Origin of the sequence: Dyadobacter sp. BHUBP1 (genome assembly GCF_050587785.1) — a bacterium.
GTDB lineage: Bacteria > Bacteroidota > Bacteroidia > Cytophagales > Spirosomataceae > Dyadobacter.
Genome location: NZ_JBOBIH010000012.1, coordinates 88931 through 108401, shown reverse-complemented (window position 1 = coordinate 108401; position 19471 = coordinate 88931). Strand labels below are relative to the sequence as shown.

Below are 19471 nucleotides of genomic sequence, written 5' to 3'. Positions count from 1 at the left end.
CGGGGAATTATGACCACATCACATCTCTAATGATGATAAAGTTCATTTTTTGCCCAACTCGCTGATTACAAACAACTTGCCGGCACAAAGTTCAATCAATTGCCACTCCGCTTCCTTTTTCAGGGCATTTGGCTGTGGTTTATGCGTCCACGCATAAAGTGGACATACCCTCATTCCTACATTTGTAACCAACGGAAGAAGCAATGGTACCAATTTTTACTCAAAAAAATACTACACATTAATTCTACACAAAAATGAAGACAACAATTAACATTTTGATCAGCGCCCTATTGCTTTATGGCTGTGGTCAAAAGTCGGAAAACGGCAGCGACACAACTGCAAGCGAGAATAAGCCCAAAATTGAGGACTATGACCCGCAAAGGGGACAAGGCAAATTCGACAAAGTAGAATTACCGGCCAAATTGGACGACGCAATGGCTAAAAACGGGAAGTCTGTCTTTGATTTGAAATGTTCGAGCTGCCACAAATTGACAGACGAGAAGCTTGTCGGTCCAGGTTGGAAAGGTGTAACTACCAGGCGTAAGCCGGAGTGGATTATGAATTTTATTACCAATCCCGACGCAATGATCGACAAAGACCCGGAGTTGCAGTCGCAGCTTGAAATCTGTCTGGTAAGGATGCCCAATCAGAGCTTGTCCGACGATGATGCCCGGCACATCCTTGAATTTATGCGCCAGAATGATGGTGTGAAGTAATCTACCCTATTCTCTCAAATCAAAATTTTATGAAGACAACTAAGTACATCCTAGGCGCAGTTTGTGCAGCGGCCACCCTGGGCACAATCTCCTCGTGCAAACCCAAAAGTGCAGACACGGCGATTGGGGGCGATGCCGCCGCCAAAACCTACGTTGCGCCAGGCAAATATGACGAATTCTATAACTTTGTTTCCGGTGGTTTCAGCGGGCAACTTTCCGTATACGGGATTCCATCCGGCCGGTTACTGCGCGTGATACCTGTATTTTCCATGGATCCCGAAAAAGGTTGGGGGTTCAGCGAAGAGACCAAGCCAATGCTCAATACTTCGCACGGTAGTGTGCCCTGGGACGATCTGCACCATGTGCAGCTTTCGAAGACAAACGGCGAAAATGATGGACGCTGGGTGTTTGTCAATGGAAATAACACCCCCCGGCTGGCAAGAATCGATTTGAAAACATTCCGTACCGCCGAGATCCTGGAACTACCCAACAGCGGCGGTAACCACTCCTCGCCGTTCATTACAGAAAACACGGAATATGTGGTGGCGGGGACTCGTTTTAGCGTACCAATGGATGAGTCTGATGGAGACGTGCCTATTAATACCTACAAAAAGAACTTCAAGGGTACTCTCAGCTTCGTGAGCGTCAATCAGAAAGACGGCAACATGGATATCGCTTTTCAGATCGAAACCCCCGGTGTCAATTTCGATTTAAGCCGGGCGGGAAAAGGCCCTTCGCATGGCTGGTTTTTCTTCTCTTGTTACAACACCGAACAAGCCAATACGCTGCTTGAGGTTAACGCCTCCAAAAATGACAAGGACTTTATCATGGCAGTGAACTGGAAAAAAGCTGAAGAGTATTTGAAGGCCGGAAAAGGGAAAAAAGTAAAGGTCAGGTATGCGCACAATAAGTACAGTGAGGAAAGCCACACTTCCGTTTCTGAGCTGAAAAACGAAGTTATAGTGCTCAATTCAAAGGAGCTCAAAGACCTGTGCTACTTCATCCCATGCCCTAAATCTCCGCATGGCATCGATGTTGATCCGACAGGAGAGTATATGGTCAGCAGCGGAAAGCTCGCTGCCCTGATCCCGGTTTTTTCGTTTTCCAAGATGATCAAGGCGATCGAAAACAAATCGTTTGAAGGGGCCTATAATGGCATTCCGGTCATTAAGTATGAAGCTGCACTCTATGGCGAGGTTCAAAAACCTGGGCTCGGTCCGTTGCACACCGAATTTGATGGACGGGGAAATGCCATTACGACGATGTTTGTTTCATCCGAAATTGTGAAGTGGAACATCAAGGACCTTAAAGTCATCGACCGCCAGCCTACATTCTATTCTCCCGGCCACTTGATGGTTCCCGGAGGCGACTCGAAGAAACCCGACGGCAAGTATGTGATTTCATATAACAAGATAACCAAAGACCGTTTTCTACCTACCGGCCCGGAGCTCGCCCAGAGCGCACAGCTCTTCGATATTTCTGGCGACAAAATGCAGCTGATACTCGATTTCCCAACCATTGGAGAGCCTCACTATGCACAGGCAATCAGGGCGGATAAAGTTAAAGAACAGTCGTTGAAAACATTCAAACTGGAGGCCAACAAGCACCCGTACGTTTCGAAAGGCGAGGCCCAGACCAAAGTTGTCCGGGAAGGAAACAAGGTTCATGTGTACATGACAGCAATACGCTCGCACCTTACACCTGATAACATCGAGGGCGTCAAGCTCGGGGACCAGGTCTATTTCCACCTGACCAACCTGGAACAAGACTGGGACGTACCGCACGGATTTGCTGTCAAAGGCGCCAACAATGGGGAGCTGCTCGTGATGCCAGGTGAAACTCAAACCCTGAAATGGGTTCCTGACCGCGTGGGTATCTTTCCGATCTACTGTACGGACTTTTGCAGCGCGTTACACCAGGAGATGTCAGGCTACGTCCGCGTCTCTGGCGCAGCCAGCAAAGTTGCCCTTGTAGGAAATACAGGCACTAACCTACCTGCTGAATAACTGAGGATCCCATGAAAAAACCGCAGATGCTTGCTATACACAGAATCCTGCTGATCATCTCGGGGATTGCCTTGTTGCTGGTCAATTACTTTCCGATATGGCGGATCGAGCTGAGTGCACCTCAATATCCTGAGGGACTAGAGTTGCTGATTTACAGCGATAAACTGGCAGGTAATGTCGATATCATCAATGGCTTAAACCATTACATTGGCATGAAGACCTTGCACACCAGTGACTTTATCGAATTTTCGGTCCTTCCGTCTTTGATCGTATTCTTTGCACTGCTTTTCATTGGAGTGGGTATCTGGGGCAAGCGCTCGGGCGGTTATTTTGCTATCGGGCTGTTCGCATTGTTCGGCATTGTGGCTATGGTCGACTTCTGGAAATGGGAATACGACTATGGACATAATTTGAATCCTGACGCTGCAATCATAGTGCCTGGCATGTCTTACCAACCACCACTTGTCGGCTTCAAACAGCTTCTGAACTTTGGTGCTTATAGCATACCCGCAACCGGCGGCTGGCTTTTTATACTTACGGGAGTAGTGGCGGCTGGTTGCATGCTGCGCGAATGGCTTGCTAGCAGAAAAACGAAGCAAACCCTGGGCAAAAAGCTGTTTGTTCTTAAGCTGCTCATCCTGCCCGCAGGCCTGATTACCACACAGGCCTGCGGCCCTTCCGGGCCGCAGCCTATTAAGCGTGGGACAGATGCGTGCAGCCATTGCAAAATGACGATTAGCGACCTGAGGTTTGGCTGTGAGATGATTTCAAAAAAAGGCAGGGCATACAAGTTTGACGATATTAAATGCATGACCTCATTTGTCTCCGAAGGGGATTTCGATAAGGCTGCTGTGGAAGTCTTCTACCTGTCCGATTTTAAAACAGAAGAGCTTAGGCCTGCCACCGAGATGTCTTTGCTGCATAGTGAGCAGCTCAGAAGCCCGATGGGAGGTAACTGCGCAGCATTTGAAACCCCCTCCTCCCTTGCCGAAGCCCAAAAGCAGTTTTCGGGCACCTTGGTCGAATGGGATATGCTGCTAAAATGAAACCCTATCCTCATGAGTAAGCTCAATAAGATCAGCGCTGCCTTGATGTTGCTTGTCTGGAACGGTTCAGTACTACACGCCTGGTCGAAAACAATCCGTGTGGGCCGGCAATTTGGTGTTATAAACATTAAAGAGGCGATCCGCATGTCTGCCGCAGGCGATACCATTCTTGTCTACAAAGGGGTTTATAGGGAAGGCAACATTGTGATCGACAAGCCGCTGGTTTTCAAGGGAATCGATAAGCCAGTACTGGATGGCGTAAACAAATACGAGGTCCTTTCGGTCAGGTCCCCCCATGTTGTCGTCGATGGCTTCCATATAAAGTCTTCCGGGCAATCCTCCATGCAGGATATCGCCGGAATCAGGGTTTACAATACGCATCATGTTACCGTAAGGAATAACCTACTGGACGGCAATTTTTTCGGCATCTATTTGCAGCAGTCCAAACACTGCGTGATCGAAGACAACCGCCTGCTGGCTTATGGCAAGGCTGAGCACCTGATCGGAAACGGCATACACTGCTGGAAAAGCGATAGCCTGACCATCTCCGGAAACCGGGCCCAGGGGCACCGCGACGGCATTTATCTGGAATTTACCACCAACACGCGGGTGTACCGTAATGTGAGCCACGAAAATCTGCGTTATGGGTTACACTTTATGTTCGCCCATCACAACACCTATACTTTCAACACTTTCAGCAGCAACGGTGCCGGAGTGGCAGTTATGTACACCCATCATGTGCACATGCAAAACAATACTTTCAAGGACAACTGGGGCGACTCGGCCTATGGCATCCTGCTGAAAGAGATTTCAGACAGTCAAATTGAGAACAACCGTTTTTCAGGGAACACGACCGGTATTTTCATGGAGGGTGCCTCCCGTATACAAATTAAAAAGAATGAATTTCGGTCCAACGGTTGGGCATTAAAAATTCAGGCAAGTTGTATGGAAAACCAGGTAGAAGCCAACAACTTCCAAGGCAACACCTTCGATGTGGCCACCAACAGCTCCCTGGTGCTGAATACATTCGATAAAAACTACTGGGACAAATATGAAGGTTATGATTTAAACAAAGATGGCGTTGGGGACGTGCCCTACCGGCCGGTGAGCCTGTACTCGATGATTGTCGAGCGTTTTCCAGCTGCGATGATCCTGTTCCGCAGCTTTATGGTGAGCCTTTTAGACCGCACCGAAAAAATGGTCCCAGGCATCACCCCCGAACAACTCAAAGACACGCTGCCGGCAATGAAACCTGTGAGATTATGATATCCATACAAAACATTTCCAAGCAATTTGGCAAGTTTAAAGTGCTCAACAATGTATCCTTTGATTGCGGCCAAGGGCAGTGCATCGCACTTATCGGTCCTAACGGCAGCGGTAAGACAACGATTATTAAATCCATTCTGGGAATGGTGCACCCCGACACCGGCAGTATCAGTTTTGAAGGAAAAGACATCGCCAGTGACTGGCTCTACCGGAACCACATCGGTTACATGCCTCAAATCGGCCGCTATCCCGAAAATATGAGCATAGGACAGGTGCTCGACATGATGAAGGATATCCGCAAATTGCCGGACAGCCAGATCGATCATGAGCTCTTCGAAGCGTTTAACATTAGGGCTCTGCTCGACAAACGAATGGGAACACTTTCTGGGGGAACCCGGCAGAAAGTGAGCGCCTGCCTGGCCTTTATGTTCAGCTCGAAGGCGTTGATCCTTGATGAGCCGTCGGCCGGCCTGGATCCTGTGTCATCAGAGATCCTTCGGGAAAAAATACTGGCCGAAAAAAAGAAGAACAAGTTGATAATCATCACTTCCCATATATTAAGCGAGCTCGACGAGCTGATCACCGAAGCCGTCTACATGCAGGATGGAAGCCTCAGGTTCCATAATAGTATTCAACAGCTTCAAAAACAGACCGGAGAAGGCAAATTGGCCCGTGCGATCGCCGCCATGATCAGGCAACAAGACCTGCAAGCTGCCAAAGGACACACCGCAATACTAACCGCAGTAAAATGAATGGCGTATGAAAAAGATGATCAAATATATAATTGCCGATATCCTTCGCAGCCGGATCATGATCGCCTACACGTTAGTGCTGCTTGCCATCTCGTTTTCAGTATTTGCCATTGAGGACAACCCATCCAAAGGCATATTAAGTCTTTTGAACATCATTTTGTTTATCGTTCCACTAGTAAGCATCATATTTTCAACCATTTACATATATAATAGCGGTGAATTTATCGAGCTACTCGTTAGCCAGCCTTTGCCGCGCAAAACCATTTGGCTAAGTATGTTCGCTGGTCTTGCCATATCTTTGAGCTTATCGTTTCTCGCAGGAGCCGGCTTCGCTATTTTAATATATGCCATGTCTGCCACCGGGCTCATCATGATCGCGACGGGCATCTTGCTTTCCTTCATTTTTGTGGCGATTTCCTTTTTGGCCTCCGTCAGGATTCGTGACAAAGCCAAAGGGATTGGTGCCGCTATTATGCTCTGGCTTTATTTTGCCATGCTTTTCGATATCCTGGTGCTCTTCTTCCTGTTCCAGTTCTCGGAGTACCCAATCGAGAAAGGAATGGTTGCGCTCACGGCGCTGAACCCTATTGACCTTAGCCGAGTGCTGATCCTGCTGCATATCGATGTCTCGGCGATGATGGGATATACCGGGGCTATATTCCGCCAGTTTTTTGGGACCGGCAGCGGTATGCTCATCGCTTTGATCATAATGCTTGTCTGGACAGTGGTCCCACTCGGCCTATCCACAATCCGCTTTAATAATAAGGACCTGTAAATCATTATTCAGGGATCTACAATCCCTTCTCCTTAGTTCCAAATTTTCATTTTCAAAACAACCACCTTATGGAAACCATACCTGCTATCAATGTCACGCTGATCGAACCCCGTCTCAGACATGCTACAATCTTCAAGCATTTTGACGAGCTACTTCCAGGACGGGAATTAATTATTTTTAATGATCATGACCCAAAGCCACTATATTATCAATTGCTTGGTGAGAGGGGGGACACTTTCACCTGGAAATATTTGCAAGATGGCCCCGAAAACTGGCAAGTGAAAATTGCGAAAAGGGCAATGGAGGATAAAGAAGAAACAGTCGGGCAAATCGCCTCCAAAGACATCCGCATGGCGGATGCTTTCAGAAAGTTGGGCATTGATTTTTGCTGTGGTGGAAAACGGAAACTAAAAGATGCGCTGCGGCATGCAGGCGTAACGCCTGAGCAACTGGAAGAAACCCTTATTGCGGCCGCCACATTGCCAGCAGCCCAGCAGCCTCTGAACTTTGCAGCATGGCAGCCGGGCTTTCTGATCGACTACATTGTCAACGTACATCATCGTTATATCCTCGAAAACGGCCCAATTATTGAAGGGCTAGCCAGCAAGGTAGCGAGCCGTCATGCTGACCGGCACCCGGAGTTATTAGCGCTGTCCGAACAGGTACAGCAATTGCTTTCGGACTTGTACAGCCATCTGGAAAAAGAAGAAGGCATCGTATTTCCAGCAATTAAACAAATCGCAAACACGGCAAGCAACGAGTATGCGCAGGACGCACCAGACCTGAATCTGGTTGTCGGGTTGATGGAGGCCGAGCACGCCTCGGCCGGGGATGACCTGAAACGGATTCGCGAAATCAGCAGCAATTACCATTTGCCGCAAGGAGCATGCAATTCTTATACTTACCTGTTTGAAAAACTGAAAGAATTTGAAAATGATCTGTTCAACCACATTCACCTGGAAAACAACATCCTTTTCCCCAAAGCGCTCGAAATAGGCCGGCAACCACAAGGCCAGGCAGTGTAGGCTCTATTCATTCATAGCATTATGGTCACAATCACCTGCCGCACGAAAATATCGGAAATCATCAAAAGCAATCCTGCCAGCATTGAAGCGATCGCCGCGGCTGCAAAGCCGCTCGAAAAGCTCAAGAACCCATTGCTCCGCAAAATCATGGCCCCACGGGTTACCCTTTCCCAGGCCGCAGCGATAGGCGGTTGTGACCTCAACGATTTGTTAGCGGCACTCTCGCCGCTGGGTTTCAAATACGAACAAGACACGATGGAAAGTCCTGGATCCGAAAGCAATGACAAACCTGGCTGGTTGCTCTCTATTGAACCTGACAAAATCCTGGAGATCGACGTAAGGCCGGATATCCACAGCGGGGCCGACCCGCTTAAGTCAATCCTGGCGAAATTCGCATCGCTGACCGACGGCCAGGCGCTCTGTGTGATCAATTCATTTACGCCATATCCGCTGATTAACCTTTTATCCAAACAATCGCTGGTATACACTGCCGAAAGTGATTGCAATCAAGTGCATAGCTGGTTTTTAAAGCGCATGCCAGCCGAAGCGGCTGCTTCAAAACCTGCAGATGCAGGCGTGCATATGCAGACCCGTGAAACATTCGTGGAAGCTGTCGCCTCCTTTGACGAAAACTATATCCACCGCGTGGACGTGCGCGGACTGTCTGCGCCAGAACCAATGCATAGAATTCTCAATGAGCTCGCATCGCTACCCACCCATCACGCTCTGTATGTCTATCACAACAAGGTGCCGGTTTACTTACTTGAAGAACTACTTGGCCAGCGGTTGACCATTCACATCCTTTATCAGCAAGACGGAGACGTGCGGTTGTTTATCCACATTAATCGGCCGTCAAAATGAGTGACCTACATGTCGGCAAAGCGCCACCCCTATTGATTGTACTGCCATTCTACGCCACAGGTGCGTTGTTTTTTCTGGTGCTAACTGTCCTTTTATTCCTGTCTGCGAACGATCTTACAGGGCACTTTTTCAGTCCGCACTTGCTGGCTATTGTACATACGGCAGCCCTCGGTTGGGGCACGATGATTATTTTTGGCGCCACATACGAACTGCTGCCTGTTTTATGTGAAAACAGTTTGTACAGCAAACGCCTGGCCATCTTTTCATATGTTTTTCTGTTGGGCGGCATCGCGCAGCTGGTCCCGGCATTCTGGTCGTTCAGTGCAGGCACCCGTATGATCACAGGTGGTAGCTTTGTCTTTCTGGCGACACTCTGCTACGTGCTTAATGTACTGTTAACCGCCAGTGCGGCCAATAAGAAGGAACTGCATCAAACGTTTCTGATCACTTCATCGCTCTGGCTTTTAGTCACAGTCACTTTAGGACTGACTCTGGCGGTGAACCTACGGTACCCTTTTATGACCCGCAACCATCTTGAAATTATGAAGCTGCACGCACACGTTGGGCTCGGCGGCTGGTTTTTACAATTAATCACCGGGGTCAGTATCAAGCTCGTACCGATGTTCCTGGTATCTAGGCCAAAAAAAACTACGTTGCCAAAGATTGCATGGGTTTTACAGAATGGGGCTCTTGCCCTTTTTCTGCTCGATGGACATCTGCTCGGCTCTGGTGACCGGGACTTGGTCTACGCCGTTATTTCTGGGCTTGGCATTGCCGCCTGGCTCGGCTTTATTAACGATGCCAGAGTAAGTCGGCTAAGGAAACGGATCGACATACCGATGAAGCTAACACTGTCGTCATTTGTATTTCTCGCAGCGGCGGTCTTGCTAATTCCGGTAGTTCAGAGTAGCACACAGCCCAAGTGGGCTCTAATGTACGGCACTCTTCTTTTTTTAGGTTGGCTGACTTCGCTAATGCTGGGCCAAACCTTCAAAACATTACCGTTTATCGTTTGGAACGATATTACTCGTAAACAGCACCAACCAGCGAAAGGAGCTTTGCTTCCCAAGGACCTCTATTCCGAATCAATACTGACCTATCAGCATTACCTATATTATATCGCACTGTCTAGCCTGCTGGCAGGTATGCTGCTTGGCAATTCTACAATAATCCTGGTTGCACTCGCCGTATGGGTAATGGTCGCCTTACTATATCTGATTAACGTATGCAAAATCCTCTTCCAACGAACCATTATCACACATGAAAACTAAGCCAGAAACCAATGCAGGGGTTTTAAGGGAACGCGCAACTCGCGTCCTGAAAAAGGTAATCGATCCTGAGCTATTAATCAACATTATTGATTTGGGACTTGTTTATGAAATCCGGATTTCGCCCAAAACCATCCATTTACAAATGACCCTCTCCTCCCCACATTGTCCACTTGGCGATGCTATCATCAGACACGCCAAAGATGTATTATCCTCGGAATTCCCCAATCGAAGCACAGTAATTGACCTGGTGTGGGACCCTGGTTGGAATCAGGCTCTAATAACCGAAAACGGCCGAAGACTATTATTGTCAGGCACAGATAACTAGCTCCACTTAAACAAACCCGAATTCAATACGATCCATCTCAAAGAAGCCGAGAAAAGTCAGCAGCACGTACGATATGGACAGCGGAAATTCTTGCACTTTAAAATGAAAAACTTCGTGGGCCCATATATTCAATAAATTAGAATCAACAAGTAGAATCCGGTATCGAGTTTCCAAATTCTAACGACAAAATCTCATTTTAACGCTATCAAGACTGAACTAATAAATTGTAAGACACTATAAATCAACTAATTAATATAGAAGTGTCTTCTTGTAATACTTTACAGTAATACCACCGTAAAAGCGAACTGTCCAAATATCCGGCTTAATAGGCTACAAAATGTGGTAAACAAGTGAAAATTGCGTTCCTCGTAGCGCATAGGAGTAATAATCAGGGTAGAGAACGAAAGTATTGAAAGAATATGCGCTCGCATACTTCAACCGTTCAGCGAAAAAATGCACGAATTCCACGGAGAGGTGCTTGCCCATTCCGACGCCGATTCCAGCGAAGAAATTCAGCTGCCGATCCAGATTTTTATTGGGTTCCATATCAAAATCAGCGTCTGCCTTATCAAAATCAACAGTTGCAGATTCTGAACTTCTAAATTCGTTATCGAACGAGCCATTGAGCAGTCGATTGGGTATAATCCCGACTTTAACGTAAGGCTTTATTGTTTTTGTAAATGGGGAAAACTGTATTGCTACCGGTACTTGCACCCGCTGAAATACATTTTCAAACCGTACTGTGTTCACGACCTGCCCGGTTCCAGGGGAATTAAATGTTGCAGTCCGAACACGCTCATCCAGGACCTGCTGCCATTCTACATCGACGGTAGCGGTGAAGTATTTCAGAAAACGATAACCTCCCCAAATACCAAAACCATAACTAGTTCCTGTCTTGTAGGTGTCGCTGACCTCTGAATCAGGATATGACACCTTATTGCGACCGCTCGACCCAATTCCCGCTTTCAGACCAAAGGTCCACTGAGATTTTTGCGCATAACAATGCTCGACCCCCATAAAGATCACGAACAATAGTAGCAGTTGTTTCATGGCTGGTTTGTTTCGTAAGACATTTTGAAGCGTTAACCCGGTTAAGCCACCTAATTCCAAGACAAACAATATTCATGAATCGTTGCAAATGGCTAAGGAACTCCAAATCCTTAAACCGACCGCAAAATCGAACATTTCGAAAAAACGAACAGTATCTTATCAGTCTATGAAAATGAAGAAGGGGCAAGTACATTTGGTACCAACCCCTTTCCAAACTTCCATTTTGGTGCTTGGCTAAACCGCTGACGCTGCGTCAGCTGCCTTTGGTTTTCTACCGCGCGGCTTGCCGGTGTACGGTTCTTTCGGTGCTTCCTCGCCTATTGCCAACTCGTAACCAATTACCCCCTCACAATAGTTGAATATGGTGACAGTAAAAATATGCTTTGTTGCTTGATAGTCTACCCCTCCCCTTTTCAAGATAACGCCAAGTGGTATTCCTGAGCCACGGCCCACCTTCGAAAATGCAAATGCACCTTCTTGCTCGTCAGTTGGGATCAGATACAACGACTTTATTTTTCGTTTCCCTTCGGCAGTGCCGACTTTGAAAAGAGCAGTATCTGGCTCAACCCCGATTTCTTCAAGGGTAGCCTTAGGGAAAACAAGTGTGCCTGTTTCAGAAATATAACCAGATGGCTTAGCCTTGGCCTTCACCGCCGCCTTCGAAACGGGCTCCATATTATCTTCGGGGGAATAAAATTTGATTTGAGGTGTCTTCATTTGAAATCGTTTATTAGTGAATTAAGGTTGTCTACATTTTCCATCCGAAAGCCCGACAGTTAGATGAAACGGATATCCCGATGCCCTTTCAAGGCCGTATCCAATCTACGACCGTCTTAATGTAAGGGTAATCTGTATTGTTCAGAAGCCAATAAAGACATGTCCTGGCTCTTTCCCAATCCTGGGTACCCATCGTGGTCATATCGGAAACTATTCCTTTGATCCCGACCTGGGGTGCAATCTCCTCGAGTGTGCGCTGTTCCAGCTGCGCGAGTTTGTCGCGTCCATCTTGCAACTGTTGTTTCCTATCATACTGCTCGTTCATTTTGCTGGGTTTCAACGTAATTCAAAATCATTGTGTGCTTTGAAGATACCCGGCCATCACAAGGAACAGTGCTGTAAACCCGAATAGCACGCTCAACAGGGTGACCCTAGTCTTGGTGACCGGCTGCCTGCTGGACCAAGCCCGGTAGAAGGTCATCATCAGCACTAGACCGGTAACACCTCCGGCGACAAAAAATAAGTCTGCCCATTTCATCCCGTCTGTCCTTGTACTTTTTTAAGTTGTATAAATATTTTGCTTCGGCACTTGCTTCATGTTTTCGACTTTATCATAAAATTGGTTATGCGAACGAACCCTGATTTACTCGGTTTTGTCCTATTTTTCATCAGTTCCCGGTGAAAAAAATTTGTACTTTCCATATTCTCTTCGACCAAAAAAATCAGTCCCTCGTCTTTCCAAAATTCGTTTGATGACCCTTTTCGTCAATAAATAAAAGCTTACCTCCGGCTACACAATTAGACTTATAATCAGCTTATATTAATGGCCCAACCAAGGTCTGCGCTTCTGCTCGTGTTGTGGTTGCTTAAACTGTTGTTCGATATGCTGTTGGTTCTTCTCTAGTCTCGCTTGCAATTGCTTGGCGGTGAACCCAACATCCTGTCCTTTGATCGGAACGCCCTGATAGCTGTAACTGGAATATTTCAGTTTCCCCTCTTCTACTTTGTATTTACATTCGATCCCTTTTTCTTTTAACCGCCGCTCTATCTCGTCGGGAGTACCGGATTTCTCCTTCAATGCAGCCTTAATAGCCAGATTGATCATCTTCTGCGCGTCCTGCTGGTTAACTGCCACATGCCGCAATTTGCCCTCTTCTAGTTTTTCCAGTTTAGCAAAGCCCAATTCTTCGGTGATCTCTTTGCAGATCCGCACATTGCGCGCATAATTGTGCGAGGTTTCAAGTGCCTTTCCGCCATCAGTAGGCACGCGGTTAATATAAACATGGATATGCTGGTGCGGCTTGTCGTGATGCTCATAAACGACGACCTGGTGGTCTTTCGGGTCGGCTCCCATCTTTTGACAATACCGGTTGGCCGTCTCGATCATCTGCTCCCGAGTGGGCTTCTCTTCGGGCTTCCAGCTGATGGAGCTGTGCCACACCGGCGTCTTGCACCGGCTGTATGAAGCTTCCTGCTGCATCTCGGCAGCAATACCTTTCGGGTCGCGTGATACCACATTATGTGCTATGAGAAGGTCGGCCTTATTCATGATCTCCTTTCCTTCCACAGTATACCCCGCCCCGTAATGGATGGCCCCCGAAAAGTCAGATCCGATCGATGTTTTCGCGATCATGATTGTAGTACTTTTTTAAGTTGATCCAATACTGCCAGCAGCGGCTTTTCATTGAAGAACCCTTTGTTCGCATACGCTGCCAGCTGGTTCAGGTTCGTACCGATCCCTTGAAGGTTCCGTTTTTCCTCTTTCTCAAATCGGGCTTTGACCTGGTGACCGGCCCCGAGCCGGCGCAGGTATTCCGATACGCTCAGGCCGGCCAGGATCGCATTGGACTTGATCTGCGCATGCTCCTGCTCGGTCACCCGGACAGGGATCATTTTGCCTTTGTTTTCCCGCCCGGCGGCTCCCGACTTGCGGGCTTCGTAATGCGGGTTCTTCTCTGGTTCTTCCATAGTAAAAGTTTCAAAAAGGGGACTGTGTCCCCCGGGGTTTGGGGCAGCGCCCCGGCAAGTCAAGGGAGGCACGACCGGTGTGTTTGGAGATGCAAATCTAGCGAAGCGGAGACTTTGTATATACAAACACATGGCTTGCTTTACTTCCTACATGCCCATCTTCAATCCAAATGTATCAATTTAGATAGTTGGTCGGTTACTTTTTACAATTTTCTTTTGAATATACCCTTATTAGACCTATATTGGTGTTATAATAGATATGTATTGGAGCTATGAATAAGAAATACGTGATCCAGGCTTTCGAGCTGAATTTGAAAGGACGCTTTGATGTTCTGCTTCGCTATTATGGGGAAGCGCTTTTCCAGTTGCCTGCCCAGATCATGGTTTCCCAGATCAAAGACGAACTTGGGATCACATTGACAGAGCAGTCCATATACACGCTTAAAAAAAGGATTAGACGGGCTGGTACGTCCCGGTCTGCCCATGAAGCAGGCGCACCTACCCCCACCCTCCCTAAACAAAGTCCTCCCTCAGTCCCACCCGAACAGGATTGGGGTTCAATCGTTGAAAATGCTACCAAACAACGAAAAGGGGAAAAAGACAAAGGGCTTGATTTCACTGATTTCTAACAATTGTATTTTATTAATAACCATCAACGATTAGCATGAAGCAGGTTAACCTGGTTCTACAGTCAAAGGGAGGGGTGGGAAAATCCCTGTTTATCTGGTTTGTCGCACAAAACCAGAAAGAAGAAAAGACAAATTTCATTGACCTCGACGAGTCTACCCAGACTTCGGTTGCCCGTCTGGGGGCCGTCGTGGGTGATCAGCGCATCCGCAGCTTTAAGATACTCAACGAGTACAAAAAGCTGGAACGCGAAAAGATCGTTGAGCTTTTTGAAGGGCTGGCGGGCGGAAAATCTGATAAATATTATGTGGATTTTGGCGCACCTGAATCGGCCGAATTTCTATACTTGTTACAACATGATGTGCCGGCGGACATCTTGCAGCAGGAGCTTGCTGCACTCGGCATCACACTTCGCGTATTTGTCGTAGTGGCTGGCCGTGATGCCCTAGCATCCTGCGTCAATTATTACAATGCATTGATGACAGCTCTTGCGGGACAGTTCCCGCTTACAATGCTGGTCAATATGGGCACTTTTGGTGGGATGGAAACAGCTGAGAAGGCGGTCGAGAAGTTAAAAGAGCTGGGCATTGATCTAAAACAGTTTGGTGACTTAGGTTCCGGCGGAGCGGTGAAGGAGATTATCGATTTGATATCTCAGCCGAAGCCTGACCCGGCCAGCCTAAGTTTGATGTCCAAAATCAGGTATCGTAAGAAGCAAGACGAAATCACGGAGATTATTAACTGATGAGAGATTATTCAAAGTTAAACCAGGAGCGCCACCGGCTGGCGCTCCGCTTCGGCATTTCAGAATCTGACATTGAGCTGGAACTCGTCCCGCTGATGCTGGCCGTCGAGCAATCTGTCAACAAGATCGACCAGGCTACTGCCAAAGTCAATGACAGCATCAAGCCGGTGGTTTACAATAACCATTACAACTCTAACACTTCCGCATGGCGCATGTTTTGGGGGAATATCTCTACCGGCATTGGCCAGAACGTCGTCTCTGTCAGTTTGATCTTTTCTGCTTTTATTTTTTGCTCCGTAGCTGCATTTATCCTTAAAGACGCAATCGCTGATCAGGAAAAGATCGAGCTGACTGACAAGCGATGGAATTTTATTACCAGACAGTTCATCCGTGACCGGCAGGGGAATTATTTCATTCCGAAAGAGAATTATGTAATTATGCCAGATAAGAAAGGTATCAGGCTTATTAATAAGGAAGAATAGGGACAACTGGCATGCGCTGGAATGCAAACGTATCTCAGCGCATGCAAATTGATTGGTCAACAGCTTCGTAGAAGAGGTTCTTCTTACAAATAGCCGGAAAACGGCGTTAGTAAACTATGTATTTAGTTTTGGCTTTCTCAAAGGCCGTAAGCCATTGACTCCAAGATCCGGGTTTGTGTTGAAGGAGTATTTTCCCAACCGGTTGATATGGGCAAATGGAGCAGGAGAGATAAATTCAAAGTCATTTTCATCTATCGGATATCCTTCCTGGTGTAATTCTTTGATAATTTCTTGTATATAAACCGTGTTCCATACCAGGACAATATTGGTGATCAGGTTCAAGCTCCTGACCACTTTTTGCTGTTGTTCTTCTTGTTTTCTGCGTACAATCCCATCGCCGCCAAACCAAAGATAAAGTCTTAGGTTGTGCAGCTGCTCTCCTTTGATCAGCTGTGTGTTGATCTTTCTACGTAAAGGCATGCTAAGCAGGTATTTAAGGATAAAAATGGTTTTTACCAGCTGGCCATAAGCCTGCAAAACATACATCAGGTTATTTTGGCGCGGGTACGATTGAAGCTTAGAGATTAGCAATGAAGCGGTTACACGCCCTGATTTAATGGAAGCTGCGACTTTGAGAAGTTCGTCAAAATGTTGTTTGAGATAATCAGGATTAACACGACCGGTGAATTTCAAAGCAGGGTATTCCCATTCCCGATCCTTGATTTTACACAGCCGCTGATCTTTTATGTCCCGGATCCTTGGACAAAAATCCATACCCAGCAGATCAAACAGCGCAAAGATTAGGTCCGAATATCCTGACGTATCGGTTGTATGTTCGAGTATTGTCAAATCGGTTTCATTGCCTATAATTTCATCAAGTACGTAAGTGGCGTCCCTTTCGGTGGACGAAATGCTCCGGCTGCCATACTGGCTATATTGATCCGAGGTATGTGTATAAAAGGTAATTCCCTTACCGTAACCAAAATAATTGGGGAGCGCCTTCGCATTCCGGATTTTCCCGCTGGTCGGGAACCGCTGCCCGTCCGAGGATGAAAGTGTGCCCCCGCCCCAATAGCCGCTCAACCATTGTTGATAATGAAAGTTAACAAGTGCATCGTTGGCTTTTTTAAGATTCTCTTCTGAGAGATAGTTATTGCTTGTCCACCAAAGCGTTTGATAATCAATCTCACAAGACCTAGCCAAATCCGACAGAGGAATATTACATCCGGATGCAAAAACAGCCGCATATAAAATAGACTGGTGTTCCTGGTTACGCGGTTCATTTTCCAATCCATGAAGATGTTCGGAAAAATTTATCCATGCATCCACTTCTTTAATTATATCTGTGATGTTGACTTTCGGGAGCCGTTGATTGATTTGTTCCCGGAGTGCTTTTGCTGAAAAGGGTACATCTTCTGCCGGCAATGCAGGCACTACCAGGATGCCTTCTTCAAGCCGGATCTCTCCACCCGCATTCAAGAGCTCATCCAGCGGTTTCAACAGTGATTCCAGCTCTTGCAAGCGCTGGTCGATACGCTCGGTGGGAAGAGTTGGCATTGACATTTGATTGCAAAAATCCTGTCGTAGCAGTTCCCACTGCACATTTGAAAGAAGCAACGAGTTAAAGTCGGCATATTTTCGGGAGATATTGATAAATACATCGCCCGCACGGAGCCGGTCCCGCAAGTTGGCCAGGGCACATAATTCGTAAGGTTGGCGTTGTGGAAGGGCTTCCGGCTGTTGCTGATCGTTTTCAAAAATCAGTTTGTTCCAGGAAGGCGTTATAAAATCAATCGGCGCGTCATCAGGCAGTTTTCTTCTTTTGCCCGTTTGCAACCCGGTCAAAATATCAAGCACACCCAGAAAGCCATCTTTGGAATGGGCAATTTGAAAGTCAATGGTTTTAAGAAGGTTAGGGGTGAATTGTTTTAAGGTTGTATAGTAGTTGTTCAGATAGTATAAGTAAGTTTGCCTGGCTGGGCGAAGAGCAGCCCCGGTTACCAGTAATGCCTCCCTGAGCATTTCCTTTGGATATATTTCAAAAATACAGGTACGGAGCTGATCGTCTGTAATGGTGTCATTGATGATAATACTAACAGTCTGGGACAGGGTTTTCATCGCCTCGTTCTGTGATTTGAACAAGGTCTGCTGATATGTGTCGAGTTGCTTTTTTGATCCGTTGACAATGTGCTCCCAATAATCATCAAACATTTCCAACACCTTGTCATTGGTATCTATCAGGCTCTCATACAGGAAGCAAATTAAAATCGGGTACCGCCTTGTAGCGTTCATCCGCTGTAGATACTTGTTAGAAACATTCCTGGCTATTTGGGCCAGCCTTTTTCTGCGGTTTAGGCTTATTACCGATAAGTCCCATTCATGGACGTTTAATGATTTTAAAAAATTGATCTTTTCCAACGTCTGGTTAATAGCCCTGGGCGTATTGCTGGTGGGGACTTGGCAAAGCCAACGGTGCAAAGTGATGCCGCCGGTATCGTCCAATTCGACTATTTGCGTCAGCCTGGCCTTCATTTCCTCGGTCAGCAGCAAACTAAGCCTTCGATAGGTTTCCTGGTGCAGCTGTTCATCCAGGCTACCAACAATCCTTTCCAATGTCCCAATAGACGGCCTCATAATTTTTTCCTGCCCCAGTTTTAAACACACTTGCCTGAGCAATATCGGCTGGTTGTCATGTTCCATCCCCTTATCGAGCAGCCAGGGCAAAAGCCAGATTTCATCCAGGGGCTGCCACCGGCGGAATTTCAAATATTTTAAGATTACATTTAAATGCTCCGTTCTGGTCTTATCCCGTTGCCCGTATATTAATAACAGTTCAATATCAGAATCCAGTTGCCTACTTACCATGGCAGCTACATTTGCCGGGATCTGCTGCTGCCATTTGTCTGGAAGAAAACCCATGAACCGGACAATCCCAATCTGGAGTGCGATCGCTAGCCGGTTGTGCTCCCCTCTGAACGATTTAAGAAAAATATTGTCCTGCCGCGTGATTTGGAAAAATTGCATCAGGTCATATTCTGATATTTCTGTCGGGACCTTTTCGTAACGTTCACGCTGGGATTGGTTCAAAAATCGTGATGCCATATGAAAATGGGGCTATCAAAAAGGGTATCAAAATTCACCCCGTCTGCAATAGGTTTAAAGCCTGTTTTTAAGCGTTAAAAAGTATATTTGTAAAGGAGTTCCTTTTTGATAAGCAATTAAATGAAAAAACAGAACAATCGGGCCAAACGGGTAGCACTATATGCCAGAGTATCTACTCTGGATAAAGGGCAGGATCCACAGACCCAGCTGGACCAGTTACGGGACTACGCCCAAAGACGAAACTTTGAAGTCATGGGAGAATTTATAGACTACGCTTCCGGAACAACCCAAGACAGGGTCCAGTATAAATTGATGATGGAAGCGGCCAGAAAGAGAAAGCTGGATGTAGTCCTGGTTTGGCGGTATGACCGCTTTGCCCGCTCAACCCAGGCACTGGTCAATGCCATGAAGGAATTTCAGAGTATGGGAATAGATTTTATCTCCTATCAGGAAAATATTGATACCACCACGCCGACTGGTGAGCTGATATTTCATGTGATGGCTTCTCTGGCCCAATTTGAGAGCTCACTGATCAGCCAAAGGGTTAAAGCCGGTATGGCAAGGGCAAAAGCACAAGGAAAACGTATTTCACGGCCAACTATATCAATGGATCGACAGAATGAAATTTTTGATTTGCAAAAGCAAGGATTATCAATGAACAAGATTTCTAAACAACTAGGAATAGCTTATGGAACAGTTTACAACTACCTATCCAAAGCGAAGGATACTCTTTAACC

20 protein-coding genes are annotated in these 19471 nt (G+C 46.8%); 14 read left to right on the top strand and 6 right to left on the bottom strand.

All coding sequences use genetic code 11. The features are described from left to right. Positions 1 to 254: 254 nt before the first annotated feature. The 10 genes from ACQ4MZ_RS29360 (at position 255) to ACQ4MZ_RS29315 (ending at position 10043) form a co-directional block, all read left to right on the top strand. Complete coding sequence (locus ACQ4MZ_RS29360; protein ID WP_215239244.1) at positions 255 to 716, top strand: c-type cytochrome; 462 nt, start codon at positions 255 to 257, stop codon at positions 714 to 716. 29 nt (positions 717 to 745) lie between these two features. After that, on the top strand, positions 746 to 2722 hold the full coding sequence (gene nosZ, locus ACQ4MZ_RS29355; protein ID WP_215239245.1) for a Sec-dependent nitrous-oxide reductase: 1977 nt from the start codon (positions 746 to 748) through the stop codon (positions 2720 to 2722). Positions 2723 to 2733: 11 nt separating this feature from the next. Further along, positions 2734 to 3768, top strand: a complete 1035-nt coding sequence (locus tag ACQ4MZ_RS29350; protein ID WP_215239246.1) for a nitrous oxide reductase accessory protein NosL — start codon at positions 2734 to 2736, stop codon at positions 3766 to 3768. A gap of 12 nt (positions 3769 to 3780) precedes the next feature. Further along, complete coding sequence (locus tag ACQ4MZ_RS29345; protein WP_229252760.1) at positions 3781 to 5034, top strand: nitrous oxide reductase family maturation protein NosD; 1254 nt, start codon at positions 3781 to 3783, stop codon at positions 5032 to 5034. Beyond that, a complete protein-coding gene (locus tag ACQ4MZ_RS29340) occupies positions 5031 to 5786 on the top strand; it encodes an ABC transporter ATP-binding protein (RefSeq protein WP_215239247.1) in 756 nt (251 codons plus the stop codon). Before ACQ4MZ_RS29345 ends, ACQ4MZ_RS29340 begins: the two co-directional genes overlap by 4 nt. 7 nt (positions 5787 to 5793) lie before the next feature. Then, positions 5794 to 6561 (top strand): ABC transporter permease subunit, encoded by a 768-nt coding sequence (locus ACQ4MZ_RS29335; protein WP_215239248.1) that lies wholly within the window; start codon positions 5794 to 5796, stop codon positions 6559 to 6561. A gap of 68 nt (positions 6562 to 6629) precedes the next feature. After that, positions 6630 to 7586 (top strand): iron-sulfur cluster repair di-iron protein, encoded by a 957-nt coding sequence (gene ric / locus ACQ4MZ_RS29330; RefSeq protein ID WP_430851272.1) that lies wholly within the window; start codon positions 6630 to 6632, stop codon positions 7584 to 7586. 21 nt (positions 7587 to 7607) lie between these two features. After that, positions 7608 to 8447, top strand: coding sequence for a DUF2249 domain-containing protein (locus ACQ4MZ_RS29325; RefSeq protein ID WP_291032090.1), 840 nt, complete (start codon positions 7608 to 7610; stop codon positions 8445 to 8447). Beyond that, a complete protein-coding gene (locus tag ACQ4MZ_RS29320; RefSeq protein ID WP_430851269.1) occupies positions 8444 to 9718 on the top strand; it encodes a hypothetical protein in 1275 nt (424 codons plus the stop codon). The genes ACQ4MZ_RS29325 and ACQ4MZ_RS29320 overlap by 4 nt, the downstream gene beginning before the upstream one ends. Continuing rightward, positions 9708 to 10043, top strand: coding sequence for a metal-sulfur cluster assembly factor (locus ACQ4MZ_RS29315; RefSeq protein WP_291032088.1), 336 nt, complete (start codon positions 9708 to 9710; stop codon positions 10041 to 10043). Before ACQ4MZ_RS29320 ends, ACQ4MZ_RS29315 begins: the two co-directional genes overlap by 11 nt. Positions 10044 to 10373: 330 nt before the next feature. Here ACQ4MZ_RS29315 and ACQ4MZ_RS29310 read toward each other — a convergent pair whose 3' ends face one another. The 5 genes from ACQ4MZ_RS29310 to ACQ4MZ_RS29290 all read right to left on the bottom strand — a co-directional run bounded on the left by ACQ4MZ_RS29310 (position 10374) and on the right by ACQ4MZ_RS29290 (position 13778). Then, positions 10374 to 11093 (bottom strand): outer membrane beta-barrel protein, encoded by a 720-nt coding sequence (locus ACQ4MZ_RS29310; RefSeq protein ID WP_430851267.1) that lies wholly within the window; start codon positions 11091 to 11093, stop codon positions 10374 to 10376. A gap of 234 nt (positions 11094 to 11327) precedes the next feature. After that, positions 11328 to 11810, bottom strand: coding sequence for a hypothetical protein (locus ACQ4MZ_RS29305; protein ID WP_430851265.1), 483 nt, complete (start codon positions 11808 to 11810; stop codon positions 11328 to 11330). A gap of 88 nt (positions 11811 to 11898) precedes the next feature. Then, positions 11899 to 12135 (bottom strand): hypothetical protein, encoded by a 237-nt coding sequence (locus ACQ4MZ_RS29300; RefSeq protein WP_430851263.1) that lies wholly within the window; start codon positions 12133 to 12135, stop codon positions 11899 to 11901. A 495-nt stretch (positions 12136 to 12630) separates the two neighbouring features. Next, positions 12631 to 13443 (bottom strand): relaxase/mobilization nuclease domain-containing protein, encoded by an 813-nt coding sequence (locus tag ACQ4MZ_RS29295; RefSeq protein WP_430851261.1) that lies wholly within the window; start codon positions 13441 to 13443, stop codon positions 12631 to 12633. Continuing rightward, positions 13440 to 13778 carry a plasmid mobilization protein gene (locus ACQ4MZ_RS29290; RefSeq protein WP_430851259.1) on the bottom strand — a complete coding sequence of 113 codons (339 nt, stop codon included), beginning with the start codon at positions 13776 to 13778 and terminating at the stop codon, positions 13440 to 13442. Before ACQ4MZ_RS29290 ends, ACQ4MZ_RS29295 begins: the two co-directional genes overlap by 4 nt. 272 nt (positions 13779 to 14050) lie before the next feature. Here ACQ4MZ_RS29290 and ACQ4MZ_RS29285 point away from each other — a divergent pair, with 272 nt between their 5' ends. Genes ACQ4MZ_RS29285 through ACQ4MZ_RS29275 form a run of 3 tightly spaced genes read left to right on the top strand, consistent with a single transcriptional unit; the run spans position 14051 to position 15632 of the window. After that, positions 14051 to 14407, top strand: a complete 357-nt coding sequence (locus tag ACQ4MZ_RS29285; RefSeq protein WP_430851257.1) for a hypothetical protein — start codon at positions 14051 to 14053, stop codon at positions 14405 to 14407. A 35-nt stretch (positions 14408 to 14442) separates the two neighbouring features. Beyond that, positions 14443 to 15150: a hypothetical protein gene (locus tag ACQ4MZ_RS29280; RefSeq protein WP_430851255.1), complete on the top strand. Its 708-nt coding sequence runs from the start codon at positions 14443 to 14445 to the stop codon at positions 15148 to 15150. Further along, positions 15150 to 15632, top strand: a complete 483-nt coding sequence (locus ACQ4MZ_RS29275) for a hypothetical protein (RefSeq protein WP_430851253.1) — start codon at positions 15150 to 15152, stop codon at positions 15630 to 15632. Before ACQ4MZ_RS29280 ends, ACQ4MZ_RS29275 begins: the two co-directional genes overlap by 1 nt. Before the next feature lie 114 nt (positions 15633 to 15746). Here ACQ4MZ_RS29275 and ACQ4MZ_RS29270 read toward each other — a convergent pair whose 3' ends face one another. Continuing rightward, the gene (locus ACQ4MZ_RS29270) at positions 15747 to 18734 is read right to left on the bottom strand and encodes a Tn3 family transposase (protein ID WP_138279465.1); all 2988 of its coding nucleotides are present in this window, start codon (positions 18732 to 18734) and stop codon (positions 15747 to 15749) included. A gap of 120 nt (positions 18735 to 18854) precedes the next feature. Between ACQ4MZ_RS29270 and ACQ4MZ_RS29265 the strand changes: the two genes are divergently transcribed. Continuing rightward, a complete protein-coding gene (locus ACQ4MZ_RS29265; RefSeq protein ID WP_019991099.1) occupies positions 18855 to 19469 on the top strand; it encodes a recombinase family protein in 615 nt (204 codons plus the stop codon). Positions 19470 to 19471 lie beyond the last annotated feature (2 nt).